General features: G+C 73.0%; 17 protein-coding genes. 13 read left to right on the plus strand and 4 right to left on the minus strand.

The features are described from left to right. The first annotated feature begins 272 nt into the window (after positions 1 to 272). The 4 genes from ACH5A8_RS28530 (at position 273) to ACH5A8_RS28545 (ending at position 4,794) form a co-directional block, all read left to right on the plus strand. Complete coding sequence (locus tag ACH5A8_RS28530; protein ID WP_399006717.1) at positions 273 to 911, plus strand: hypothetical protein; 639 nt, start codon at positions 273 to 275, stop codon at positions 909 to 911. 202 nt (positions 912 to 1,113) lie between these two features. After that, on the plus strand, positions 1,114 to 1,299 hold the full coding sequence (locus ACH5A8_RS28535; protein ID WP_399006719.1) for a hypothetical protein: 186 nt from the start codon (positions 1,114 to 1,116) through the stop codon (positions 1,297 to 1,299). 155 nt (positions 1,300 to 1,454) lie between these two features. Further along, complete coding sequence (locus tag ACH5A8_RS28540; protein ID WP_399006721.1) at positions 1,455 to 4,508, plus strand: AAA family ATPase; 3,054 nt, start codon at positions 1,455 to 1,457, stop codon at positions 4,506 to 4,508. A 37-nt stretch (positions 4,509 to 4,545) separates the two neighbouring features. After that, a complete protein-coding gene (locus ACH5A8_RS28545; protein ID WP_399006723.1) occupies positions 4,546 to 4,794 on the plus strand; it encodes a DUF6191 domain-containing protein in 249 nt (82 codons plus the stop codon). Between the two features lie 128 nt (positions 4,795 to 4,922). On the opposite strand, the gene ACH5A8_RS28550 is transcribed toward ACH5A8_RS28545, so the two are convergent. Together ACH5A8_RS28550 and ACH5A8_RS28555 are read right to left on the minus strand one after the other, a co-directional pair. Next, positions 4,923 to 6,083, minus strand: a complete 1,161-nt coding sequence (locus tag ACH5A8_RS28550) for a PQQ-dependent sugar dehydrogenase (protein WP_399006725.1) — start codon at positions 6,081 to 6,083, stop codon at positions 4,923 to 4,925. Positions 6,084 to 6,458: 375 nt separating this feature from the next. Then, entirely contained in the window at positions 6,459 to 7,457 is a 999-nt protein-coding gene (locus ACH5A8_RS28555) for an aldo/keto reductase (protein WP_399006727.1), read from the minus strand. A gap of 78 nt (positions 7,458 to 7,535) precedes the next feature. On the opposite strand from ACH5A8_RS28555, the gene ACH5A8_RS28560 reads away from it, so the two are divergent. The 6 genes from ACH5A8_RS28560 to serA all read left to right on the plus strand — a co-directional run bounded on the left by ACH5A8_RS28560 (position 7,536) and on the right by serA (position 17,950). Continuing rightward, on the plus strand, positions 7,536 to 8,525 hold the full coding sequence (locus ACH5A8_RS28560; protein WP_399006729.1) for a 2-hydroxyacid dehydrogenase: 990 nt from the start codon (positions 7,536 to 7,538) through the stop codon (positions 8,523 to 8,525). A 386-nt stretch (positions 8,526 to 8,911) separates the two neighbouring features. Further along, the gene (locus tag ACH5A8_RS28565; protein WP_399007003.1) at positions 8,912 to 12,106 is read left to right on the plus strand and encodes a putative bifunctional diguanylate cyclase/phosphodiesterase; all 3,195 of its coding nucleotides are present in this window, start codon (positions 8,912 to 8,914) and stop codon (positions 12,104 to 12,106) included. A 281-nt stretch (positions 12,107 to 12,387) separates the two neighbouring features. Next, positions 12,388 to 14,232 (plus strand): acetolactate synthase large subunit, encoded by a 1,845-nt coding sequence (locus ACH5A8_RS28570; protein ID WP_399006730.1) that lies wholly within the window; start codon positions 12,388 to 12,390, stop codon positions 14,230 to 14,232. 20 nt (positions 14,233 to 14,252) lie between these two features. Further along, positions 14,253 to 14,777 (plus strand): acetolactate synthase small subunit, encoded by a 525-nt coding sequence (gene ilvN / locus ACH5A8_RS28575; RefSeq protein WP_399006732.1) that lies wholly within the window; start codon positions 14,253 to 14,255, stop codon positions 14,775 to 14,777. 119 nt (positions 14,778 to 14,896) lie between these two features. Continuing rightward, positions 14,897 to 15,895: a ketol-acid reductoisomerase gene (gene ilvC, locus ACH5A8_RS28580; RefSeq protein WP_399006734.1), complete on the plus strand. Its 999-nt coding sequence runs from the start codon at positions 14,897 to 14,899 to the stop codon at positions 15,893 to 15,895. Positions 15,896 to 16,360: 465 nt separating this feature from the next. Continuing rightward, positions 16,361 to 17,950 (plus strand): phosphoglycerate dehydrogenase, encoded by a 1,590-nt coding sequence (serA, locus tag ACH5A8_RS28585; RefSeq protein ID WP_399006736.1) that lies wholly within the window; start codon positions 16,361 to 16,363, stop codon positions 17,948 to 17,950. Between the two features lie 71 nt (positions 17,951 to 18,021). On the opposite strand, the gene ACH5A8_RS28590 is transcribed toward serA, so the two are convergent. Continuing rightward, complete coding sequence (locus ACH5A8_RS28590) at positions 18,022 to 19,587, minus strand: MFS transporter (RefSeq protein WP_399006738.1); 1,566 nt, start codon at positions 19,585 to 19,587, stop codon at positions 18,022 to 18,024. A gap of 97 nt (positions 19,588 to 19,684) precedes the next feature. Here ACH5A8_RS28590 and ACH5A8_RS28595 point away from each other — a divergent pair, with 97 nt between their 5' ends. Then, the gene (locus tag ACH5A8_RS28595; RefSeq protein ID WP_399006740.1) at positions 19,685 to 20,290 is read left to right on the plus strand and encodes a TetR/AcrR family transcriptional regulator; all 606 of its coding nucleotides are present in this window, start codon (positions 19,685 to 19,687) and stop codon (positions 20,288 to 20,290) included. 48 nt (positions 20,291 to 20,338) lie between these two features. Here the strand turns inward: ACH5A8_RS28595 and ACH5A8_RS28600 are convergent, their stop codons facing one another. Continuing rightward, positions 20,339 to 21,661, minus strand: a complete 1,323-nt coding sequence (locus ACH5A8_RS28600; RefSeq protein ID WP_399006742.1) for a PucR family transcriptional regulator — start codon at positions 21,659 to 21,661, stop codon at positions 20,339 to 20,341. Between the two features lie 181 nt (positions 21,662 to 21,842). Here ACH5A8_RS28600 and ACH5A8_RS28605 point away from each other — a divergent pair, with 181 nt between their 5' ends. After that, positions 21,843 to 22,823, plus strand: coding sequence for a proline dehydrogenase family protein (locus ACH5A8_RS28605; protein ID WP_399006744.1), 981 nt, complete (start codon positions 21,843 to 21,845; stop codon positions 22,821 to 22,823). Between the two features lie 186 nt (positions 22,824 to 23,009). Next, positions 23,010 to 24,641, plus strand: a complete 1,632-nt coding sequence (gene pruA / locus ACH5A8_RS28610; RefSeq protein WP_399006746.1) for an L-glutamate gamma-semialdehyde dehydrogenase — start codon at positions 23,010 to 23,012, stop codon at positions 24,639 to 24,641. Positions 24,642 to 24,779: the final 138 nt, after the last annotated feature.

The following is a 24,779-nucleotide window of genomic DNA, read 5'->3' on the forward strand; positions in this document are numbered from 1 at the left end:
TGGCCCGCAGGCGCACCGAGGCGTGCCTCGCGCCCACGGACCCCGGGCGGGAGTTCGTCACCCGGTACGTCCCGTTCGGCGCGCACGCCACGGACGTGGACTCCGCACGCGCCTCCCCCCAGCCCGCGGACCGGCGCGCGCCTCCGGCAGCGGATTCCTGCACGGCCGTGGCCGGCCGGCGGATCACTGTGCCGCTGCGGCACCCGACGATCGCCGAGAGCACCTGGCGATCATTAAGGGACCTCTCAGAGAGCGTCCGTACGGTGCGGGGCATGGGAACGAAGACCGCAGACGAGACGACCACCGACCAGGAGGGGGCGGCCCCCTCCGAGACCACCACGGGCGGCGGTGAGGCCACGGCGCCCACCACCGAGACCGCCACCGCCACCGCCGCCCCGGACGCGCAGGCCGCCGAGCCCGCCGCCGGCGAGGCCCCCGAAGCCGCCGCCCCCGCAGACGAGGCGACCGACCTCGAAGAGGGCTCCGCGGACCACGCCGACGACGGCGAGCCGGCCGCTTCCTCGGGCGTCGGCCAGGGCGCCGGAGCCGTCGTCTCGGCCGCGCTGGGCCTCGTCTCGCTCAGCGGCGGCTGGCTCGGCACCGTCGCCGCAGCCCGCGAACAGCTGATCGGCCAGCTGCGGACCTCCAGCTCCGCGAGCGTCGCCACCCAGATCAAGGAGGTCTACGGCGACGCCTGGCACACCACCGCGCTGTGGGCCGGGCTGTTCGCGCTGGCCGCCTCGCTCGTCGGCGTCGTCGTCCTCGCCCGGCCCGCGTTCGGCGCCCCGCGCGCCCCGCAGGCGCCGTGGATCAAGTCGGTGGCCTGGGCGGGAGTCGTCCTCGGTGTCATCGGCCTGCTGCTGGCCGTCCTGAAGTACACCGACGCCCTCCTCGGACTGCCGTCCGCCTGAGCAGTGCCCCTGTCCCGCGAGGGTCCTCAGTACCGCCGTAGGCGCCTCACCACGGCTCTAAGGCCCCCCGCGCGGACCTCTAAGGCATCGGGATCCGCCGAAGATGCGGAACTCTCCCGATGCCGCGGGGCCCCCTGGGAGACGAGGGTGGAGGCATCGCCCCGAGCGATGCCGACAACCCGCCCTCCACCAGGGAGACACCGTGTTCGAGTACGAGTACCACCAGCTGCGGTCCGCCGAGCTGCGCCGCGAGGCCGAGCAGGCGCGCCTGGTCCGCGCCGTCGTCCGCGCCCGCCGGGCCGCCCGCCGCTCGGCCGGCGGGGACACCCGCGAGGCGGAGTCCCATAGCGGCCCCTTCGGCAAGCACCGGTTCACCCCCGCCGCATGAGCGCGGCGGCCCGCGGGGCCGGCCCCACGGGGGTGGACCGGCCCCGCCCGCCGGCCGCCCCCGGCGCCGCCCGCCCGGCCGCCGGCCGGGGCACGCCGCCCGCCGGCCGAGCCGCCGGCACGAAAACCGCTCCCGCGCCGTCACCGCCGCGTGCGATGCTCTGGTCCGTGGAGATCAGGTCCGTCAGTCCGGTGTTCGTCGGCCGTGAGAGCGAACTCGGCACGCTGTACGACATGCTCGCCCGCGCGACCGCGGGCGAGCCGCAGGCGTTGCTGCTCGGCGGGGAGGCCGGCGTCGGCAAGACCCGGCTGATCGAGGAGTTCGCGGCCGCCGCCGCCCGTCGGGGCGCCGTCGTCGCGCTCGGCGGCTGCGTGGAGATCGGCGCCGACGGGCTGCCCTTCGCGCCGTTCTCCACCGCCCTGCGCGCACTGCGCCGCGAACTGCCCGGCGAACTCGCCGCCGCGGCCGCCGGCCAGGAGGAGGAGCTCGCCCGGCTCCTGCCCGAACTCGGCGAGCAGGCCGCCGCCCGCGGCACCGGCCGGTACGACGAGGAGGGCGTCGCCCGCCTCTTCGAACTCACCGCCCGCCTGCTGGAACAGGTCGCCGCCGCCCACACCGTCGTCCTCGTCCTGGAGGACCTGCACTGGGCCGACGCCTCCACCCGCCACCTCCTCGCCTACCTCCTGCGCACCCTGCGCACCGGCCGCCTGCTCGTCCTGGCCAGCTACCGCTCCGACGACATCCACCGCCGTCACCCGCTGCGGCCCCTGCTCGCCGAACTCGACAGGCTGCGCGCCATCCGCCGCATCGAGCTCGCCCGCTTCACCCGGCAGGAGGTCGGCCGCCAGATCGCCGGCATCCTCGCCGCCGAACCGGCCCCCGCCCAGGTCGACGAGATCTTCGAACGCTCCGACGGCAACGCCTTCTTCGTCGAGGAACTCGCCTGTTGCGCCGGCGCGGACTGCCCCGTCATCAGCGACTCCCTGCGCGACCTGCTCCTGGTCCGGGTCGAGACGCTGCCCGAGGACGCCCAGCAGGTCGTCCGCATCGCCGCCGAGGGCGGCTCCACCGTCGAACACCGGCTGCTCGCGGCCGTGGCCCGGCTCGCCGAGGACGACCTCATCGAGGCGCTGCGCGCCGCGGTGAACGCGAACATCCTCATCGCCGCGTCCACCGGCGACGGCTACCGCTTCCGGCACTCCCTGGTCCGCGAGGCCGTCAGCGACGACCTGCTGCCCGGCGAGCGCTCGCGCCTCAACCGCCGTTGCGCCGAGGCGCTGGAGGCCGACCCGACGCTCGTCCCCGCCGACCAGCGCGTCACCCGCCTGGCCAGCTACTGGTACCACGCCCATGACCCGGCCAAGGCCCTCCCGGCCGTCCTGGAGGCCTCCGTCGCGGCCCGCGCCCGGCACGCCTACAGCGAGCAACTCCGCCTGCTGGAGCGGGCGATGGAACTGTGGGACGCCACCCCGGAGGAGGTCGGCGGGCGGCTGCGCGCCGTCGACTACGTCGAGGCATACCTCTGCTGCGCCAGCGACGGGGCGCCTGTCCCGCTGCGCTACCTCGATCTGCTGGCCGAGGCCGCCGTCGCGGGCCGGCTGTGCGGCGAGCGGGAGCGCGCCATGAAGCTCGCCAAGCGGGCGCTGCGCCTGCTGGACGAGGAGGACGACCCGCTGCGCGCCGCCTGGTTCTGGGTCCAGCGCTCCCGGCTGGTGCAGCTGAAGTCCCACGGCGACGGCTGGCGGGAACTGGCCACCGCGCAGGACCTGGTGCGCGGACTGCCGCCCTCCGAGGTGCACGCCGAGGTGCTGGCCCACGTCGCCAACTGGTCCATGATCCACACCCCCGGCCCCGACGCCGTCTCGGCGGCCGAGCGGGCCGTGGAGTACGCGCGCATGGTCGGCGCCCGCGAGATCGAGATGAACGCCCGGCTCACCCTCGGCGGCCTCATGGTCGACGCCGGGGACGTCGAGGCGGGCCTCGCCGAGATGCGCGAGGTCAACCGGCGCACCGTGGCCGACGGGATCTCCGCCGTCGCCGGCCGCTCCTACATCAACCTGCCCTCCGAACTGGAGGCCGTCGGCCGCTCCCGCGAGGCCGTGCCGCTGCTGGAGAAGGGCCTCGCCTACACGCGCGGCCACGGACTGCTGGACCACGAGGCCTGGGTCTGGGGCAACCTCACCGAGTCCCTGTTCAGCCTGGGCCGCTGGGAAGAGGCCGCCGAGGCGGTGGCCCGCTCCGAGCGCATCGGGCACAGCGCCAAGCCGGGCGCCTTCCATGCCAGGAACCGCGCCGAACTCGCCCTGGCCCGGGGCGACCTGCCCGAGGCGGCCCGCCAACTGGCCGTGGCGCAGGAGAGCTACGGCAAGTACGCGCACGCCCCCCAGCACTCCATCCCCCTGGCCCGGCTCACCATCGCCGTCGCCGCGGGCGAGGGCCGCCTGCCCGACGCCCGCACCGAACTCGAACGGGTCCTGGAGCGCGGCTTCCCGCCCGGCACCCACCGCTACGGCTGGCCCGTCCTGCTCACCGCCGCCACCACGGAGGCCCGCGCCGCCGCCCTGTCCGGTGCCGGCCCCGGCCACACCGCCACCCTCGAACGGGTCAGGGACGCCGCCCGCACCCTGCCCACCGTGGTGCCCCTCTGGCAGGCGTACGAGAGCTGGGTGCGCGCCGAACTCGCGTGTGCCGCGGGCCGCGACCGGCCCGAGGACTGGACCGGCGTCGTCGCCGCCTTCGAGACCTTCGAACGCCCCTACGACCTCGCCCGTGTCCGCTGCCGCCTGGCCGCGGCCCTGCTCGCCGGAGGGGACGCCGACGGACGCGACCGCGCCACGGAACTGCTGCGCCTGGCGCACGCCGTCGCCGAGCACCTGGGGGCCCGCCCGCTCGCCGACGCGGCGGCGCGGCTCGCCCGCGGCGCCCGGCTCTCCCTGGCCGCGGTCCCTCAGCGGCGGGCCGTCGCCGCCGACCCCGTCGAGTCCTTCGGCCTCACCCGCCGGGAACAGGACGTGCTGCGCCTGGTCGCCTTGGGCCGCACCAACCGCCAGATAGCCGAGGAACTGTTCATCTCCCCGAAGACGGCCAGCGTCCACGTCTCCAACATCCTCGCCAAGCTCGACGTCTCGGGCCGCGGCGAGGCGGCGGCGGTGGCGCACCGGCTGGATCTGTTCGCCCACGACACGCTCTCCGCCCCGGCGGCCGGATGAGCCGTACGGTGGGGAGACGACCGGAGGGGAGCGGGCCGTGTTCAACGTCTTCGAGGAACTGTTCGCACCAGGGCGCAAGCACACCAGGGACGAGCAGAAACGGCTGGAGCTGACCCGGGAGGACGTCGGGGACGGCGACCCTGGGCGCGGGCCGGTCGATCTCGCGTCCGGGAAGGTCGTCGTACGCCTGCCGAAAAGGGCCCCGGAGGCGGCCGGCCCCGACGGGGACACCGCGTCCGACGGAGAGGCCGAGCCCGACGGGAAGGCCGCCTTCGGCGAGGAGTGAGCGCGCCCGGGCGCCGCTCCGGGCGGCCCCGCCGAAACGCCGGGGCCGCGACGCGGAAAGGCCGGGGTCAGGTTCTTTCGTTCGGGGCGGGCCCGCTCCCTGACCCGGCATGGTCCAAACGAAAGACCCTAGGACACCCGCAGCTCCAGGATCCGGTCGTCGCCCTTCTTGGGGGTGCCGCGGCCGTCGGTGTTGCTGGTGACCAGCCACAGCTTGTCGCCCCCGGCGGAGGCCACCGTGCGCAGCCGCCCGTGAGCGCCGGTCAGGAACGCCTGCGGCGCCGCCGACGCCTCCGTCCCCTTGAGGGGGATCCGCCACAGGCGTTCGCCCTTCAGGCCCGCCATCCAGATCGATCCCGCCGCGTAGGCGATGCCGCTGGGGGAGGCCTGGTCCGTGTGCCACTGGGCGATCGGGTCGTGGAACTTCGCGTTCCGGGACCTGCCCTCCGCGTCCGGCCAGCCGTAGTCGTCGCCGGGCTTGATCGCGTTCAGCTCGTCCCACGTGTCCTGGCCGAACTCGGAGGCGAACAGCCGCTGCTTGGGGTCCCAGGCCAGGCCCTGCACGTTGCGGTGCCCGTAGGAGTACACCGGGGAGCCGGGGAACGGGTCGCCCGGGGCGGGCGCGCCGTCCGGGGTCAGCCGCAGGATCTTGCCGCCCAGGGACTTCGTGTCCTGGGCCAGACCGCGCGCGCCGCTCTCGCCGGTGCCCGCGTAGAGCATGCCGTCGGGGCCGAAGGCGATCCGGCCGCCGTTGTGGATGACGCCCTTGGGGATGCCCTTGAAGATCGTGTCGGGCGCCCCCAACTGGTCCCCGGCCGGGCGCTTCGGGTCGTACAGCATCCGCGCGATGCGGTTGTCGGAGGCGGAGGTGAAGTAGGCGTAGATCAGGTGGTCGGAGGCGTAGTCGGGGGAGAGCGCGATACCGAGGAGGCCGCCCTCGCCCTCCGGAGCCACCCCGGAGACGGTGCCCAGCTCCGTCTTCCGCCCGGTCTTCTCGTCGACGCGGGTGATCGTCGCGCGGTCGCGGGAGGACACGAGCAGGCCGCCGTCCGGGAGCGGGGCCAGGCCCCACGGCGTGTCCAGGCCCTCAGCCACCGTGCGCACCACCTTCACCGTGCCCTTGGCCGGCGGCGCGGTCTCGGTGGGGCGGGCCGGTGCGGAGGACCGCGTCGCCGTGGCGCCCGGCGTGGCGGACTGCCCGCCGGGCGGCGGCCCGCCGGAGGAACATCCGGCCGCCAGGACGAGGGCGGCGGCCAGCAGGCCGGGAACGGCTCGACGTTGCACGATCATGTCCCTTCGACGCGGCGGCTTCTCCCACTCATACACCGCCCGCGCCCGCCAGGTTCCCTCCCACCGCGGGGCGAAGCACCACGCCCGACCCGGTCCCGCCGCCCGCCCGGAGCCTCCCCCGAGCCGCACGCCGGCACACCCGCCCGGCCCCGAGGCCTCCGACCGCGTGACCGCACACCCGCCTCGGCCCCAGGACCCCGACCGTGCGGCGGCGCGCATCAGTCCCCGGAGCCCCGGCCGTGCGCCGGCACACCCGCCCCGGCCCCGAGATTCCCGGCCGTGCGCCGGCACACCCGCGTCAGTCCCAGGAGCCCTGGCCATGGGCGGCACACCCGCCCCGTCTCCGGGATCCCCGGCCGCGTGGGGGGGCATGCCTCAGTCCCAGGAGCCCCGGGCCGCCGGCAGCCGCCCCAGCTCCGCCAGGTCCCGCGCCGTCAGCCGCAGTTCCGCGGCGCCCGCGTTCTCGGTGACCCAGCGCTCCTGCTTCGTGCCCGGCACCGGGACGACGTGCCGGCCCTGGGCCAGCACCCAGGCCAGGGCGACCTGGGCCGCCGTGACCTGCTCGCCGTGCCGGGCGGCCACCCGCCGCAGACCGGCCACGATCGGCTGGTTGGCGGCCATCATCTCGGCGGTGAACCGCGGGTGCCGGGCCCGCAGGTCGTCCGGTTCGAAACCCTGGCCGGGAGTGAGCGTGCCGGTGAGGAAACCGTTGCCCAGGGGCATCGCGGCGAGGAAGCCGACGCCCCGCGCCGCGCACCAGGGCAGCAGGGACTCCAGCGCCTTCGGCGACCACACGGACAGCTCGGCCTGCACCGCGCTCACCGGGAACACCTGCTGGACCCTCTCCAGCCGGCGGATCGTCCCGTCGTGCGGCCGGGCGCCGGACCGGCGCCGGTCGTGCGCGCCCACCGCGCACAGGCCCAGCGCCCGCACCTTCCCGGCCCGCACCAGCTCCGCCATCGCGCCCCAGGTCTCCTCCACCGGCACCTCCGGGTCGGCCCGGTGGAGCTGGTAGAGGTCGATCACGTCCGTCTGCAGCCGCCGCAGCGACGCGTCGCAGGCCCGCCGCACATAGCCGGGGCGGCCGTTGGCCACGATGTGCTGGTCGCCCACCAGCAGGCCCACCTTCGTCGAGACGAAGGCGTCCGCGCGGCGCTCCTTCAACGCCCGCCCCACCAGCAGCTCGTTGGTGAACGGGCCGTACATGTCGGCGGTGTCCAGGAGCGTGGACCCCAGGTCGAGCGCCCGGTGCACGGCTCGCAGAGACGTCTCGCCCCGCTGCCGCGACGCGCTGTAGGACCAGCTCATCGGCATGCACCCGAGCCCTACGGCCCCCACCGCGAGCGCCCCCGCGCCGATCGTCCTGCGCTCCACCTCGCCGTAACCCTCCCTCGCCTGCGGTTGACCAACCTAACCTCTGCCTGCGCGCGGCCCTGACATAGCCTCCTGGACATGACTGCTGACGTGTGGCTTCCCATCCCGCCGGACGAGATCGAGGGGCTCCCGAAGGGGCCGCAGTACCTCTTCTGGGACGGAGGCGACGACGGGGAGCAGGAGTACCCCGGGGACCCGGCCGACTGCGCCTTCTACGTCGTGCCGTACATGCGGCCCGCGGCCCTCGCCGTGCGCCCGATGCCGTTGATGCGCTCGGTGCGGGTCGTGCAGACGCTGTCCGCCGGCACCGACAACGTCGAGCCGGGCCTCGGGCGCCTGCCGGCCGGGGTACGGCTGTGCAACGCGCGCGGCGTGCACGAGGCGAGCACCGCCGAACTCGCCCTGGCCCTCGTCCTCTCCTCCCTGCGCGGCGTCCCCGGGTTCACGCGGGCCCAGGACCGCGGCGAGTGGCGGGGCGGCTCCTTCTACCCCGCGCTCGCCGACAAGAGCGTCCTCATCGTCGGCTACGGAGCCATCGGCGCCGCCATCGAGGACCGGCTCGCGCCCTTCGAGCTCGCGCGGGTGGCGCGCGTGGCGCGCTCCGGGCGCGCTACGGTGCGCGGTCCAGTGCAACCGCTCACCGATCTGCCCGCGCTGCTTCCGCGGGCCGACGTCGTCATCCTGTCCACACCCCTGACGCAGGCCACCCGAGGTCTGGTCGACGCCGGGTTCCTCGCCCGGATGAAGGACGGCGCGCTGCTGGTGAACGTCGCGCGCGGCCCCGTCGTCGACACCGAGGCGCTGCTCGCCGAGCTGGAGAAGGGCCGGCTCACCGCCGCGCTCGACGTCACCGACCCCGAGCCCCTGCCGCGGGACCACCCGCTGTGGCACGCTCCCGGTGTGCTGATCACCCCGCACGTCGGCGGTCCGACCTCGGCCTTCCGGCCGCGCGCCGAGCGGCTGCTGGTCGGCCAGCTGACCCGCTTCGTGAACGGGGAGCCGCTCATCAACGTGGTCCGCACGACGGGCGCCGGGCGGGAGCCGGCCCCGGGCACGGCAGGCGCGTAGTCCTTTTCGGGTACGGTCCGCGTTCTTGCGGACGCGGTGCGTACGCGCATATGCGCTGGTCGTCACGGAGAGTAGAACGGCTATGTCCCTGAGTGACGATACTGGTGTATCGTCCCGACTGGGGCTGCGCCGTGCACGTTCGGCGCCGGGGACGGACATACCAGACTGCGAGGGGGGCGACGGGCGATGCACGGCCTATGGACGAACCATCCGACGCGGCGGGGCCGCCACCGCGGGCCCTGGCGCACGGCCGCGGGCGGAAGCGGCCGGCACCACCACGGCGGTCGTCACCAGCACCGCAGGCGGCAGCCGCAACCGGCGCGCCGCGACGGGCGGGACGCGGCGGCGCGGACCGGGAGCGACCGGTGAGCCCGCCTCCGTCCGTCATGACCGCGTTCGGCGCGGCGCCGTGCGGCCAGCCGTCGCCGGGGACCCTGCCGCCCCGGGCGCCGGGCGGCGTCGACGCCGCCCGCAGAGCGACGCCCCAGCTCCTGCTGGCGCTGGTGTGCGCGTCGTACGCCGTGGGATCCGCCTCCGGCTGGGGTTCGCGCGAGGTCGCCCTGTTCATGGGTGACTTCGGGCTGAGCGCCGCGGCCGGCACCGCCGCCGTGTCCTGCGTGCTGTACGCCCGCAGCCACGGGGTCCGCTTCCGCCTCGCCTGGCTGCTGTTCGCCCTCTCCTCGGCGATGGCGGCCCTCGGCAACGCGGTCTGGGGGTGGTACGAGGTCGTCCTCGCCGAGCCCGTGCCGAGCCCCAGCTACGCCGACCTGTTCTTCCTGTGCTTCGCACCGCCCGCGATCGTCGGTCTCCTGGTCCTCGCCAAGCGGCCGGTGAACAGGGCCGGCTGGGTGTGCCTGGTGCTGGACGCCTGGCTGATCGGCGGGTCGCTGCTCACGCTCTCCTGGAGCCTCGCGCTGGCCCAGGCGGCCAAGTTCGACGGACCGAGCGTCGCGTACACCGCGCTCTCGCTGGCCTACCCGCTGCTGGACATCGCCCTGGTCAGCATGGTCCTCGCGCTCCACTTCCGGCGCTCGCGGATCAACCGCAGGGCGGTGAACACGGCGATCGGCGGACTCGCCCTGACGGTGCTGAGCGACGCCCTGTTCACCTCGCCGCTGCTGCACAACCACTACCGCTCCGGGCAGCTCCTCGACGCGGGCTGGTTCGCCGGCTCGCTCCTGCTCGCGTACGCCCCCTGGGCCGCCTCCCGGAGCATCGGCACGGCGACCGAGCAGCACGACACGGCCAGAGCCGAGACGGACCCCGCCGCGCCCGGCGCCCACCCGCACGACACCCGCCCGTACGACCCCCACCACCACGACCCCCGCCACGACGCCCGCCCGCACGGGGGCGGCGACGGCGACGGCGACGCCCACGAACGCGTGGCCGACGGACCCGCGCCCGCCGCCGGCGGCCGACAGTGCGGGACCGTGGGGCACGTGCCCGGACCGCGCCCGGGCGAGCCCGGCGGCCACGTCCGGCCGCCCGCGCCGGACGGGGACCCCGACCGGTACCCGACCGGCCGGCCCCTCGCCGGCTCCCTCGCCGCCCTCACGCCGTACCTCGCCGCCGCCGTCTGCACGCTGGGGATCCTCTACAACGTGCTCGACGGCCACAGCGTCGACCGCGTGGTGCTGATCACCGCCGGCGCCGTGGTCCTCGCCCTGCTCGTACGGCAGGGCATCACACTGCTGGAGAACATCACCCTCGCCCAGGAACTGGCCCACAAGGAGAACCACTTCCGCTCCCTGGTGCAGGGCTCCAGCGACGTCATCATGATCGCCGCGCCCAACGGCGTCCTCAGATACGTCTCCCCGGCCGCCGCCGGGGTGTACGGGCGGCCCGCCGAGGAACTGGTGGGCACCGAACTGGCGGGCCTCATCCACCCGGACGACCTCGGCTGCGTGATCCACGAGGTGCGCCGCTTCCTCGCCGCCAGCCCGCACGAGGAGCCCACCACCCGCATCGAGTGCCGTTTCCGCTCCGGCGGCGGGAGCGGCTCCCGTCCGAGCGAAGCGGAGAGCGGTGGAGGCTGGCTCAACGTCGAGTCGACCATCAACCGCCACCACGGCGGCCTGATCTTCAACAGCCGCGACGTCACCGAGCGCGTGCGCCTCCAGGCGCAGCTCCAGCACAACGCCGAGCACGACCCGCTCACCGACCTGCCCAACCGCGCCCTGTTCACCCGGCGCGTGCAGCAGGCCCTGTCCGGCCGCCGCAGCACCGACCGGGGCACCGCCGTGCTCTTCATCGACCTGGACGGCTTCAAGGGCGTCAACGACACGATCGGCCACCAGGCGGGGGACGAGCTGCTCGTCCAGGCCGCCCGCAGACTCCAGGAGGCGGTCCGGCACGGGGACACCGCCGCCCGCCTCGGCGGCGACGAGTTCGCGGCCCTCATCGTCGGCGACGGCGGCCGCGAGCGCACCGCCCGCGAGGGACACATCCTGGAGCTGGCCGACCGGCTCCGGACGACCCTGTCGCAGCCGTACCTCATCGACGGCAACGATGTCCGGGTCGCCGCCTCCATCGGCGTCGCCTTCGCCGAACCGGGCCTCGGCGCGGGCGAACTGCTGCGCAACGCCGACCTCGCCATGTACCGCGCCAAGGCGGCCGGCAAGGACCGCGTCGAGCTGTACAAGCCGCAGATGCAGCAGGACGTCGTCCGCAGGGCGGGACTGGCCGGCCGGCTCAGGTCAGCGCTGCACGACGGCGAGTTCACCCTGCTGCACCAGCCGGTGGTGCGTCTGGCGGACGGCCGGATCACCTCGGTCGCCGCCCAGGCGCGCTGGCGCTCCGCCCAGGGGGTGCTGTTCACCCCCGCCGAGTTCCTGCGCGCGGCCGAGGACGGCGACCGGACGGCCGAACTGGGCCGCTGGACGCTGGAACAGGCCGTGGAGCAGGCCGCCGAGCGGGCCAGGACCGGCCTGGCCGTGTCCGTGGTCGTCCGCATGGGCGCCCGCCGCCTGGTGGACCGGGCCCTGCCCCCGGGCACCGTGGAGTCCCTGCTGACCCGCCACGGGCTGCCCTCCGGGGCCCTGATGATCGAGCTGGCCGACACCGACCCGCGGGTCCCGCTGGACGAGCTGGAGCGCCGGCTGTCCGTCCTCGGCCGCCTCGGCGTCCGGATCGCGCTGGACGGCTTCGGCGGCGGCCACGGGGCCGTCGCGGCCCTCAGGAGACTCCCCGTCGACGTCCTCAAGCTCGACCGCGGCCTGGTCGAGGGCGTCGTGGAGTCGGCCCGCCTGCACAAGATCACCAGCGGACTGCTCCGTATCGCCGGCGATCTCGGACTGCAGTCCGTGGCCGACGGGGTGGACCTGCCCGAGCAGGTCCTCGCCCTGCGCGCGATGGGCTGCACCCATGGGCAGGGAGCGGCGTTCTCGGGCCCGCTGGACGAGTACCGGCTGCGCCGCGCGCTCACCGCCGGCCACTACTCCGTGCCGCCCGGACCGGTGTACGTCGGGGGTGAGCGCGTCGTCGAAAGAGGGCTGGGCGCGTTCAGCGCCGGGGTGCCCGCCGTCCTCGGGAGCGGGACGGCGCTGCGCCCGAATAGTGAGACGCCCGTCCCACCCACTTGACAGTAGGTGCGCGCTGGGGGGAGGGTCAGTGCCATGCGCACCCGAATTCTCGTACTTGGACAGCGCGTCGGCTGAGCTGGGACCCACCGGAGGAGAGATCCGGAATCCCCAGCGACCCACTCCGGCGCGCTCCCCTCGCTTGCCTCACGGCACGAGGGGTTTTTTGTTGCACGGGCACCCTCCGTACAGCTCCCGCACACCGTGCGAACCCGGCGCAAGCCGACATGCCAGACCCTCGCAGAATCCTCGCAAAAAACCTCAGCATCGAGAAGAGAATGCCGATGACCGAGCAGGCCACCGGGGCCCATCCGCAGCCGCGGCCCCGATCCGGAGGACACCAGTCCGCACCCGAGCACGTCACGGGTGCGCAGTCCCTCATCCGCTCTCTCGAGGAGGTCGGCGCCGACACCGTATTCGGCATTCCCGGTGGTGCGATCCTTCCCGCGTACGACCCGCTGATGGACTCGACGAGGGTGCGGCACGTCCTGGTCCGGCACGAGCAGGGCGCCGGCCACGCGGCCACCGGCTACGCGCAGGCCACCGGCAAGGTCGGCGTCTGCATGGCCACCTCCGGCCCGGGCGCCACCAACCTGGTGACCCCGATCGCCGACGCCAACCTGGACTCCGTCCCGCTGGTCGCGATCACCGGCCAGGTGGCGTCCTCCTCGATCGGCACGGACGCCTTCCAGGAGGCGGACATCGTCGGCATCACCATGCCGATCACCAAGCACAACTGGCTGGTCACCAAGGCCGAGGACATCCCCCGGGTGATCGCCGAGGCGTTCCACGTCGCCTCCACCGGCCGCCCCGGCCCCGTCCTCGTCGACATCGCCAAGGACGCCCTCCAGGCGAAGACCACCTTCTCCTGGCCGCCGGTCATGGACCTGCCCGGCTACCGGCCCGTCACCAAGCCGCACGCCAAGCAGATCCGCGAGGCGGCCAAGCTGATCACCGCCGCCAAGCGACCGGTCCTCTACGTCGGCGGCGGCGTGCTCAAGGCCAGGGCCACCGCCGAACTGAAGGTCCTCGCCGAACTCACCGGAGCGCCCGTCACCACCACCCTGATGGCGCTCGGCGCGTTCCCCGACAGCCACCCGCTGCACGTGGGAATGCCGGGCATGCACGGTGCGGTCACCGCCGTCACCGCGCTGCAGAAGGCCGACCTGATCGTCGCCCTCGGAGCCCGCTTCGACGACCGCGTCACCGGCAAGCTGGACAGCTTCGCCCCGTACGCCAAGATCGTCCACGCCGACATCGACCCCGCCGAGATCGGCAAGAACCGCGAGGCCGACGTGCCGATCGTCGGCGACGCCCGCGAGGTCATCGCCGACCTGGTCCAGGCCGTCCAGAAGGAGCACGCCGAGGGCCACCGGGGCGACTACACCGCCTGGTGGAACGACCTCAACCGGTGGCGCGACACCTACCCCCTCGGCTACGAGCAGCCCGGCAACGGCTCGCTCGCCCCGCAGCAGGTCATCGAGCGCATCGGACAGCTGGCCCCGCAGGGCACGATCTTCGCGGCGGGCGTCGGCCAGCACCAGATGTGGGCCGCCCACTTCGTCCAGTACGAGCAGCCCGCCACCTGGCTGAACTCCGGCGGCGCCGGGACCATGGGCTACGCGGTGCCGGCCGCCATGGGCGCCAAGGCCGGCATGCCCGAGCGCACCGTGTGGGCGATCGACGGCGACGGCTGCTTCCAGATGACCAATCAGGAGCTCACCACCTGCGCCCTGAACAACATCCCGATCAAGGTCGCCATCATCAACAACGGCGCCCTCGGGATGGTCCGCCAGTGGCAGACGCTGTTCTACAACCAGCGCTACTCCAACACGGTGCTGCACTCCGGCCCGGACGACGTCAACCCGCAGGCCAGGGGCACCCGCGTCCCCGACTTCGTCAAGCTGTCCGAGGCCATGGGCTGCTACGCGATCCGCTGCGAGTCCCCGGCCGACCTCGACAAGGCCATCGAGGAGGCCAACTCCATCAACGACCGGCCGGTCGTCATCGACTTCATCGTCCACGAGGACGCCATGGTGTGGCCGATGGTCGCCGCCGGCACCTCCAACGACGAGATCATGGCCGCCCGGGACGTCCGCCCCGACTTCGGCGACAACGAAGACGACTGACAGAGAGCTGAGCGATAACCATGTCCAAGCACACCCTCTCGGTCCTCGTCGAGAACACGCCGGGCGTCCTCGCCCGGATCACCGCCCTGTTCTCCCGCCGCGGCTTCAACATCGACTCCCTCGCGGTCGGCGTCACCGAGCACCCCGACATCTCCCGCATCACCATCGTGGTGAGCGTCGAGGACTTCCCGCTGGAGCAGGTGACCAAGCAGCTCAACAAGCTCGTCAACGTGCTCAAGATCGTCGAGCTGGAGCCCACCCAGGCCGTCCAGCGCGAACTCGTCCTGGTGAAGGTGCGCGCCGACAACGAGACGCGCTCCCAGATCGTCGAGATCGTCCAGCTCTTCCGCGCCAAGACCGTCGACGTCTCCCCGGAGGCCGTGACCATCGAGGCCACCGGCTCCAGCGACAAACTGTCCGCCATGCTCAAGATGCTCGAGCAGTACGGCATCAAGGAACTGGTCCAGTCCGGCACGATCGCGATCGGCCGTGGTGCCCGTTCGATCACGGACCGATCGCTGCGCGCCCTCGACCGGTCGGCGTAGCAAAGGATTCGGGCGGTCGGGCGACACCGGCCGCCCGTATGCCGAGACCCCGAGACTTCCCGTCCCCTCACCGGCATACGGTGGGACGCACAACCTGCACACCAAGGAGAGAACCCAAAGTGGCCGAGCTGTTCTACGACGCTGACGCCGACCTGTCCATCATCCAGGGCCGCAAGGTCGCGGTCATCGGCTACGGCAGCCAGGGCCACGCCCACGCCCTGTCGCTGCGCGACTCGGGTGTCGACGTGCGTGTCGGTCTGCACGAGGGCTCCAAGTCCAAGGCCAAGGCCGAGGAGCAGGGCCTGCGCGTGGTGAGCCCGTCCGAGGCCGCCGCCGAGGCCGACGTCATCATGATCCTGGTGCCGGACCCGATCCAGGCCCAGGTCTACGAGGAGCACATCGCCCCGAACCTGAAGGACGGCGACGCGCTGTTCTTCGGCCACGGCCTGAACATCCGCTACGGCTTCATCAAGCCCCCGGCCGGCGTGGACGTGTGCATGGTCGCCCCCAAGGGCCCGGGCCACCTGGTGCGCCGTCAGTACGAGGAGGGCCGCGGCGTCCCGTGCATCGTGGCCGTCGAGCAGGACGCCTCGGGCGACGCGTTCGCGCTGGCGCTGTCGTACGCCAAGGGCATCGGCGGCACCCGCGCCGGCGTCATCAAGACCACCTTCACCGAGGAGACCGAGACCGACCTCTTCGGCGAGCAGGCCGTCCTGTGCGGCGGCACCGCCGCCCTGGTGAAGGCCGGCTTCGAGACCCTGGTCGAGGCGGGCTACCAGCCCGAGATCGCCTACTTCGAGTGCCTGCACGAGCTGAAGCTGATCGTCGACCTCATGTACGAGGGCGGCCTGGAGAAGATGCGCTGGTCGATCTCCGAGACCGCCGAGTGGGGCGACTATGTCACCGGCCCGCGCATCATCACCGACGCCACCAAGGCCGAGATGAAGAAGGTCCTCGCCGAGATCCAGGACGGCACGTTCGCCCGCAACTGGATGGACGAGTACCACGGCGGCCTGAAGAAGTACAACGAGTACAAGCAGCAGGACTCCGAGCACCTGCTGGAGACCACCGGCAAGGAGCTGCGCAAGCTCATGAGCTGGGTGAACGAGGAGGCGTAAGCCTCATGGCCGAGGGGCCGGAGCGTATGCTCCGGCCCCTTTCGGCGAACCCGGAGTAACGTCGGAGTCCGCGGTCGACTCGCGGCGTTGTCCACCCCGTCCAGCCACGGACGGGTGATCCTTCCGCAGCGGCGTAATACGACGCACGCGACGCCACTACACTGCTGCTCAACAACGCGTCAGGCCCACAGCGTCGTGCGTCTTCCACGCGGCTAAGCGACCCCGAGAAATTCCCGGCACACCCCCGCGCCGCCCGGCACGCTCCCCCAAGCTCTTCGAGCAGGGGGGACCCCCACTCGCTGCACCGGCCGGAGGCCCTGGTAGCTCCGCTACGAGGACCTTCGACCGGCACACCGAGAGCACGCGCCGAACGACGCGAGAGCACCGGGAGCGTCCCGGCGCCGCTCCCCTCCACCGCCTGCGGCCGTCGGGACGGCCGTCCGCATTGGACTTGTGAGGACTCACGTGAGCTCGAAACCTGTCGTACTCATCGCTGAAGAGCTGTCGCCCGCCACCGTCGACGCGCTCGGCCCGGACTTCGACATCCGGCACTGCAACGGCGCCGACCGAGCCGAACTGCTGCCCGCCATCGCCGACGTGGACGCGATCCTCATCCGCTCGGCCACCAAGGTCGACGCCGAGGCGGTCGCCGCCGCGAAGAAGCTGAAGGTCGTCGCCCGCGCGGGCGTGGGCCTGGACAACGTCGACGTCTCCGCCGCCACCAAGGCCGGCGTGATGGTCGTCAACGCGCCCACCTCCAACATCGTGACCGCCGCCGAGCTGGCCTGCGGTCTGCTGCTGGCCACCGCGCGCAACATCCCGCAGGCCAACGCCGCGCTGAAGAACGGCGAGTGGAAGCGCAGCAAGTACACCGGCGTCGAGCTGGCCGAGAAGACCCTCGGCGTCGTCGGCCTCGGCCGCATCGGCGCCCTGGTCGCCCAGCGCATGTCCGCCTTCGGCATGAAGGTCGTCGCCTACGACCCCTACGTGCAGCCCGCGCGGGCCGCTCAGATGGGCGTCAAGGTCCTGACGCTGGACGAGCTGCTGGAGGTCTCCGACTTCATCACCGTCCACCTGCCCAAGACCCCCGAGACCCTCGGCCTGATCGGCGACGAGGCGCTGCGCAAGGTCAAGCCGAGCGTGCGCATCGTCAACGCCGCGCGCGGCGGCATCGTCGACGAGGAGGCGCTGTACTCGGCGCTGAAGGAGGGCCGGGTCGCCGGCGCGGGCCTGGACGTGTACACCAAGGAGCCGTGCACGGACTCCCCGCTGTTCGAGTTCGACCAGGTGGTCTGCACCCCGCACCTGGGCGCCTCCACGGACGAGGCCCAGGAGAAGGCGGGCATCGCCGTCGCCAAGTCGGTGCGCCTCGCCCTCGCCGGCGAGCTCGTCCCCGACGCGGTCAACGTCCAGGGCGGCGTCATCGCCGAGGACGTCAAGCCGGGCCTGCCGCTCGCCGAGCGCCTCGGCCGCATCTTCACCGCGCTGGCCGGCGAGGTGGCCGTCCGCCTCGACGTCGAGGTCTACGGCGAGATCACCCAGCACGACGTCAAGGTGCTGGAGCTCTCCGCGCTCAAGGGCGTCTTCGAGGACGTCGTCGACGAGACGGTCTCCTACGTCAACGCCCCGCTGTTCGCCCAGGAGCGCGGCGTCGAGGTCCGCCTGACCACGAGCAGCGAGTCCGCCGACCACCGCAACGTGGTCACCGTGCGCGGCACCCTCGCCGACGGCGAGGAGATCTCGGTCTCCGGCACGCTGGCCGGCCCCAAGCACGTCCAGAAGATCGTCGCCGTCGGCGAGTACGACGTGGACCTCGCCCTCGCCGACCACATGGTCGTCCTGCGCTACGAGGACCGTCCCGGCGTGGTCGGCACGGTCGGCCGGATCATCGGCGAGGCCGGTGTCAACATCGCCGGGATGCAGGTCGCCCGCGCGGCGGTGGGCGGCGAGGCGCTCGCCGTGCTCACCGTGGACGACACGGCGCCGGCCGCGGTGCTCGCGGAGGTCGCGGCGGAGATCGGCGCCACGTCCGCCCGTTCGGTGAACCTCGTCTAGTCACTGGTTCCCGCGAAAGGCGCCGGAGGAGCTGAGCTCCTCCGGCGCCTTTCGCATGCGTATCGAGGGGGTCAGAGCGCGGCCTTCGCCGTCCCCGTCGGCTCCGCCCGCTCGGGCTCCGGCTCGGGAGCCCTGACGTGGACCTTGCGCAGGGTCGTCGCCGCCACGGCCGCCAGCAGCAGGACCGCCGTCGCCGCGAGGGCGGCGCCGTGCATTCCGGTGGTGAAGGCCTGGCGGGCCGCCGTCGCCAGGGCGGCGCCCGCCCGGTCCGGCAGACGACCGGCGACCGCGAGGGCCCCGCCGAGGGTCTCGCGGGCCGGGGCCGGGGCGCCGGAGGGCATCCGGTGGCGGTAGAGGGCCGTACCGATGGAGCCGAGCACCGCCATCCCCAGCGCGCCGCCGAACTCCGAGCCCGTCTCCAGCAGCGAGGCGGCCGTGCCCGCCTGCTCCAGGGGGGCCGCGCCGAGCGCCAGGTCGGTCATCTGGGACATGACCATCACGATCCCGGAGGCGAGCACCGCGCACCCGGCCAGCACCAGCCAGAGCGAGTCGGGACCGGTCAGGGCCAGCATCCCGTAGCCGGCCGCGGCGATCGCGAAGCCCGCCGTGACGACGTAGGCGCGGTTGACGCCCTTCTGCACCAGCTGGGCCGCCACGGGCGCCGCCATCCCGATCGGCACCGAGGGCAGCAGCGACCACAGCGCGGCCTCCATCGCGCTCTTGCCGAGCACCGACTGCAGGTACTGGGTGGTGAAGAACGCCGAGCCCATCATCGCGAACGCCGAGACCAGGTTGAGGACCACCGCGGGGGCGAAGCCACGGCCGCGGAACAGGGCCGGCGGGATCATCGGCGAGGCCGCCGTGCGCTGACGGTGGACGAAGAGGCCGGCGAAGAGCAGGCCGACGGTGATCGAGACGACGTAGAGCGGGCGCACGCCCTCGGACGGGATCTCCTTCAGGCCGTAGATCACGGGCAGCACCGCGGCCATCGACAGCGGCACGCTCAGGAGGTCGAAGCGGCCGGGCGCGGGGTTCTTCGACTCGGGCAGCAGGAGCGGGCCGAGCACCAGCAGCAGTGCCATCGCCGGCAGGTTGACCAGGAAGACCGAGCCCCACCAGAAGTACTGCACCAGGACACCGCTGAGCACCGAACCCAGCGCGATGCCGCCGGTCATGACGCCGGACCAGACGCCGATGGCCTTCGCCCGCTGGGCGGGGTCGGTGAACATCGTGCGGACGATCGCCATCGTCGAGGGCATCAGGGTCGCGCCGCCGATGCCGAGGACCGCCCGGGCGGCGATCAGGGTCTCGGCGCTGTTCGCGTACGCCGCCACCAGTGAGGCGGCGCCGAAGGCGGCGGCGCCGACCAGCAGCAGCCTGCGGCGGCCGATGCGGTCTCCGAGCGAGCCCATGGTCATCAGCAGGCCGGCCAGCACGAACGCGTAGATGTCGAAGATCCACAGCTGCTGGGTGCCGCTCGGCTCCAGGTCCGCGCTGATCGCCGGGATGGCGAAGTACAGCACCGAGACGTCCATGGAGACCAGCAGCAGCGGCAGCATCAGCACGCTCAGGGCGGTCCATTCGCGGCGGCCGGCCCGTCCGGCCGCGCTCGGGGTGGTGCTCGTCGGGTTCGTCATGACAGGGAATGTACAAGCGTCTTAAACATCTGTCTAGAACGCTTGTATATGACAGCCGTCTGGGACGTCTGTATGGACGGTGGGTAGGGTGGAGCGCATGGGACATCGTGAGGATCTGCTGGAGGGCGCCAAGCGGTGCCTGCTGGCCAAGGGCTTCCTGCGCACCACCGCGCGCGACATCGTCAAGGAGTCGGGGACCAATCTCGCCTCCATCGGCTACCACTACGGCTCGAAGGACGCGCTCCTGGTCCGGGCGTACGTCTCGCTGATCGAGTCGGTGGGGGAGACCATGGCCCCCGGCTGGGGGGCGGGCGGCGAGGTGAGCGCCGAAGCCGGGTCGCTGGAGCGCTTCCAGGCGGTGTGGGCGAACGTCATCCGCTCGGTGCCCGAGTCGCGCGGGATCTGGATGCTGAGCTTCGAGCTCATCCTGCAGGGCGACCGGATCCCGGAGGTGCGCCGGCTGCTGGGCGAGGCCCAGGAGGAGGGGCGGTCGGGCCTGGTCGCCATGTTCACCGGCGTACCGGAGGACGAGGTGGACAAGGAGAGCGTCGACTCCGAGGGCCGCTTCTACCAGACGCTGCTGAACGGGCTCATGGTCCAGTGGCTCTTCGACCCGGACTCGGCGACCGACGCCGAACAGCTCACCGAAGGCCTGCGCCGGGTGATCGCGGGCGCGGCGGGGGAGCGGGAGGGCCGGCGCTGAAGGCCGAGCGCTGAAGGCCGGCGCCGGGGCCTCAGGCCCTGGGGCCGGTCAGAGGCGCGCGGCCTTCAGGGCCATGTGGAGCAGCAGCCGGTCCTCGCCGTCGTCGAGGTCGAGGCCGGTCAGCTGCTCCACCCGGGACAGCCGGTAGTACAGGGTCTGCCGGTGGATGCCCAGCTCGGCGGCGGTGCGGCCGGCCTGCCCCGCGCAGTCGAGGTACACCTCGGCGGTACGGGCCAGTTCCTGGTGACCGGGGGCGAGCAGCGGGCCGGTCACCGCGTCGTGCGTCGCCTGCGGGGGCAGCGAGGTCAGCAGGCGGTACGGGCCGATCCGCGCCCACTCGGCGACCGGCCCGAGCCGGGGCTCCGCCAGGGCCGCCCGGGCCGCCGCCGACGCCTCCGTCCAGGCCGCGGCCAGGTCGGCGAGCCCGATCCGCCCCGCGGCGACACCGGCCGCCGCCTGTTCGCGGGCCGTCCCGCCGCCGGAAGGCCTGCCGCCGGCAGTCCTGCCGACGGCCCCCTTCCCGTCGCCCGGCTTCCCGAGGGCCACCGCCCTGCCGCCCGCCGCGGCAGCCGCCGTACCGCTCCCGGAGGTCCCCCGCTCGGGCACGGCGCCCGCCTCGGCCTGCTCCAGCAGCCGGGTCGCCGCCGACACCGCCGCCGTCAGCGTGTCCGGGGACCGCAGGCGCACCAGCAGCGCCAGGCACTGCTCGGTCGTGCCCCACGGCACGGTGCACAGGGCCGTCGCGCCCGGCAGCGTGCGCACGGAGGGGGCGTCGTCCGGATCGGCCGAGGGCCACGGCGCCACGCACACCACCGTGTGCGGACCGTCCGCCCGCACCCCCAGCGCCGTCCGCAGCTCCGCCACCGCCATGTCGCGCGGCCAGCCCCGCTCGGCGGTCAGCACCGCCCGCAGCTCCCGGGTGAGGTCGGCGCCGTGCTGCGCCTCGTCCGCCAGCAGCGCGCCGATCCGCCCGGTCACCAGCATGGCGGCGGCCAGCTGCTGGTCGCCGGGCCCCGGGTCGTCGTCGAGCAGCCAGACGTAGCCGAGCACGACGCCCCGATGGCGCACCGGCAGACAGATCCGTCCCCGGTACACGCCCGCCTCGGGGGTCGGCGGGATCCGCACCGGGCCGGTCGCCCGGGTGATGCCGAACCCCTCGAACCAGCGGCGGACGGCGGCCGTGGAGCGGCGGGTGAGGATCGAGCGGGTGCGCACCGGGTCCAGGGCGGACGGGTCCAGGTCGCCCTCGCTGTCGTAGGCGCCGAAGGCGATCAGCTCGAAGTTTCGGTTCTCCAGGGTGGCCGGGGCGCCGAGCAGCTCCGAGATCTCGTCGACCAGCTCCTGGTAGTCGCCCTTGTACGCCGCCGTCATCCGGCCATTGTCCCGCACCTCGCCGGGGCCTTCATACATCTGTCTGAGATCGACTCCGCTGATGCGTGACAGCTGTCGATGGCAGACGATCGGAGGGTTCCCTAGCTTTCACAGTGGTTCTCCGTGCCGTCCCCGAATGGACGGGTTTCGGCCTTTTGACTGACTGTTGTGGAGGTTCCCCGTGCTGGGTCCCGTGATTCTTGCCGCGTCGCGCAGCGACCGGATGCGACGACTGATCTCGGCGGCCCCGGTGACCAAGCAGGTCGTGGACCGCTTCATCCCCGGCGAGACCGTGGCCGACATCGTCCCGATCATCGAGGACCTCACGGCCAAGGGCCTGGAGCTGACCATGGACGTGGTCGGCGAGGACATCACCACCCCCGAGCAGGCCACCCACGCCCGCGACGCCTACCTGGCCCTGATCGACCACATCAAGGACCTGGACCTCGGCCCCCGGGTCGAGATGTCCGTCAAGCTCTCGATGTTCGGCCAGTCCCTCCCGTCTTCCGCCACCGCCCTCGACGGAGAGCCCTCCGGGCTCGCCGCCGCGTTCGACGGCGGCCACGAGCTGGCCCTCGCCAACGTCCGCCCGGTCGTCGAGGCCGCCGCCGCCATCGGCACCACGGTCACCCTGGACGCGGAGGACCACACCACCCTCGACTCGATGTTCGCCATCCACGAGGAGCTGCGGAAGGACTTCCCGCAGACCGGCTGCGTCATCCAGGCCTACCTGTTCCGCACCGAGGCCGACGCGCGCCGCCTCGCCGCGGCCGGCAGTCGCGTACGGTTGGTGAAGGGCGCCTACAAGGAGCCCGCCGAGGTCGCCTACCAGAACAAGCACGAGATCGACAAGGCGTACGTCCGGATCCTGAGGACCCTCATGGAGGGCGAGGGATACCCGATGGTCGGCTCGCACGACCCGCGCCTGATCTCCATAGCCCAGGAACTCGCCCGGAGCGCCGGCCGCAAGCTGGACGAGTACGAGTTCCAGATGCTCTACGGCATCCGCGGCGACGAGCACCTGCGCCTGGCCGCCGAGGGTCACCGCATGCGCGTCTACACCGCCTACGGCACCGACTGGTACGGCTACTTCATGCGCCGTCTCGCGGAGAAGCCGGCCAACCTGCGCTTCTTCGTGCGGAGCATGCTCAGCCGCGGCTGACCGGCGACCGCTGTGCCGCACCCCCTGCCGGGGGTCCGGGGGCGCCCCCGGGCAGGCACGGCACGCGTCGTCTCGCGGGGAAGCCGGCCGGCCTTCGCTTCTTCGTGCGTTCGATGGCCGGCGAGGGCTGAGCCCGCACCGCACCCACACCCGCAACACCGCTCACCTCAAGGAGTTACGGAACACATGGACGCTGTGACCCAGGTCCCCACCCCGGTCAACGAGCCGGTGCACGGCTACGCCCCCGGCTCGCCCGAGCGCGCCCGTCTGGAGGCCAAGCTCAAGGAACTGGCCGAGAACCCGGTCGAACTGCCCTGCACCATCGGCGGCGAGAAGCGCCCGGGCGGCGGCGAGTCCTTCGAGGTCGTGCAGCCGCACAACCACAAGGCCGTCCTCGGCACCGGCCGCCACGCCACGAAGCAGGACGCCCAGGACGCCATCGACGCCGCGCTCGCCGCGGCCCCCGCCTGGCGCGCCATGTCCTTCGACGACCGCGCGGCGATCATCCTGCGCGCCGCCGAGCTGCTGGCCGGCCCCTGGCGCGAGACCATCGCCGCCTCCACCATGCTCGGCCAGTCCAAGACCGCCCAGCAGGCCGAGATCGACAGCCCCTGCGAGCTGGTCGACTTCTGGCGCTTCAACGTCCACTACGCCCGCCAGATCCTGGCCGAGCAGCCCCCGGCCAACTCGCCGGGCGTGTGGAACCGCCTGGACCACCGCCCGCTGGAGGGCTTCGTCTACGCGATCACGCCGTTCAACTTCTCGGCGATCGCCGCCAACCTGCCCACCGCGCCCGCCCTCATGGGCAACGTGGTGATCTGGAAGCCGTCCCCGACCCAGACCCACGCCGCCGTGCTGCTGATGCAGCTGCTGGAGGAGGCGGGCCTGCCCAAGGGCGTCATCAACCTGCTCACCGGTGACGGCATCGAGGTCTCCGAGGTCGCCCTGAACCACCGCGACCTGGCCGGCATCCACTTCACCGGCTCGACCAAGACCTTCCAGCACCTGTGGAAGACGGTCGGCAACAACATCGAGAAGTACCGCGCCTACCCGCGTCTGGTCGGCGAGACCGGCGGCAAGGACTTCGTCGTCGCCCACCCGAGCGCCGACCGCGCGGTGCTGAAGACCGCGCTGACCCGCGGCGCCTTCGAGTACCAGGGCCAGAAGTGCTCGGCCACCTCCCGCGCCTACATCCCGGCCTCCCTCTGGAACGCGGGCTTCAAGGAGGAGTTCGCCGCCGAGGTCGACGGCCTCGCCATGGGCGACGTCACCGACCTGTCGAACTTCATCGGCGCGGTCATCGACGAGCGGTCCTTCGCCAAGAACAAGGCCGCCATCGACCGTGCCGAGCAGGACCCGTCCTGCACGATCGTCGCGGGCGGCTCCTACGACGACTCGGTCGGCTACTTCGTCCGCCCGACCGTCATCGAGTGCACCGACCCGGAGAACGAGGTCTTCACGACCGAGTACTTCGGCCCGATCCTCGCCGTCCACGTCTACGAGGACGACAAGTACGACGAGATGCTGACCCAGATGGAGTCGGTGTCGGACTACGCCCTCACCGGCTCGGTCATCGCCAACGACCGCGCCGCGGCCGCGTACACCATGGAGAAGCTGCGCTACGCGGCCGGCAACTTCTACATCAACGACAAGTCGACCGGCGCCGTGGTCGGCCAGCAGCCCTTCGGCGGCGGCCGTGCCTCCGGCACCAACGACAAGGCCGGCGCCCCGCAGAACCTGATGCGCTGGACGCTGACCCGCGCCATCAAGGAGTCGCTGGTCTCCCCGACCGACTACACCTACCCGCACATGGGCTGACGCCCAGGGCATGCCGACGGGCCGGGTCCGCGAGGACCCGGCCCGTTCGCAATCCCCCGGGCGGGGGGGGCCGCGGGCGGGGGCGCCGCGGGCCGGGGCGGCGGCCCCGCCAGCCCGGCAAAACCCGCCGCACCCCCC

The sequence above is a fragment of the Streptomyces sp. NPDC018610 genome (assembly GCF_044391765.1).
GTDB lineage: Bacteria > Actinomycetota > Actinomycetes > Streptomycetales > Streptomycetaceae > Streptomyces.

What these genes read in the sequence shown, in the direction of transcription:
- ACH5A8_RS28590 (WP_399006738.1), bottom strand. Translation starts at nt 19,587, where the DNA reads ATGACGAACCCGACGAGCACCACCCCGAGCGCGGCCGGACGGGCCGGC.
- ACH5A8_RS28595 (WP_399006740.1), top strand. Translation starts at nt 19,685, where the DNA reads ATGGGACATCGTGAGGATCTGCTGGAGGGCGCCAAGCGGTGCCTGCTG.
- ilvN (WP_399006732.1), top strand. Translation starts at nt 14,253, where the DNA reads ATGTCCAAGCACACCCTCTCGGTCCTCGTCGAGAACACGCCGGGCGTC.
- ACH5A8_RS28565 (WP_399007003.1), top strand. Translation starts at nt 8,912, where the DNA reads ATGACCGCGTTCGGCGCGGCGCCGTGCGGCCAGCCGTCGCCGGGGACC.
- ACH5A8_RS28540 (WP_399006721.1), top strand. Translation starts at nt 1,455, where the DNA reads ATGCTCTGGTCCGTGGAGATCAGGTCCGTCAGTCCGGTGTTCGTCGGC.
- ACH5A8_RS28530 (WP_399006717.1), top strand. Translation starts at nt 273, where the DNA reads ATGGGAACGAAGACCGCAGACGAGACGACCACCGACCAGGAGGGGGCG.
- ACH5A8_RS28600 (WP_399006742.1), bottom strand. Translation starts at nt 21,661, where the DNA reads ATGACGGCGGCGTACAAGGGCGACTACCAGGAGCTGGTCGACGAGATC.
- ACH5A8_RS28570 (WP_399006730.1), top strand. Translation starts at nt 12,388, where the DNA reads ATGACCGAGCAGGCCACCGGGGCCCATCCGCAGCCGCGGCCCCGATCC.
- pruA (WP_399006746.1), top strand. Translation starts at nt 23,010, where the DNA reads ATGGACGCTGTGACCCAGGTCCCCACCCCGGTCAACGAGCCGGTGCAC.
- ACH5A8_RS28550 (WP_399006725.1), bottom strand. Translation starts at nt 6,083, where the DNA reads ATGATCGTGCAACGTCGAGCCGTTCCCGGCCTGCTGGCCGCCGCCCTC.
- ACH5A8_RS28560 (WP_399006729.1), top strand. Translation starts at nt 7,536, where the DNA reads ATGACTGCTGACGTGTGGCTTCCCATCCCGCCGGACGAGATCGAGGGG.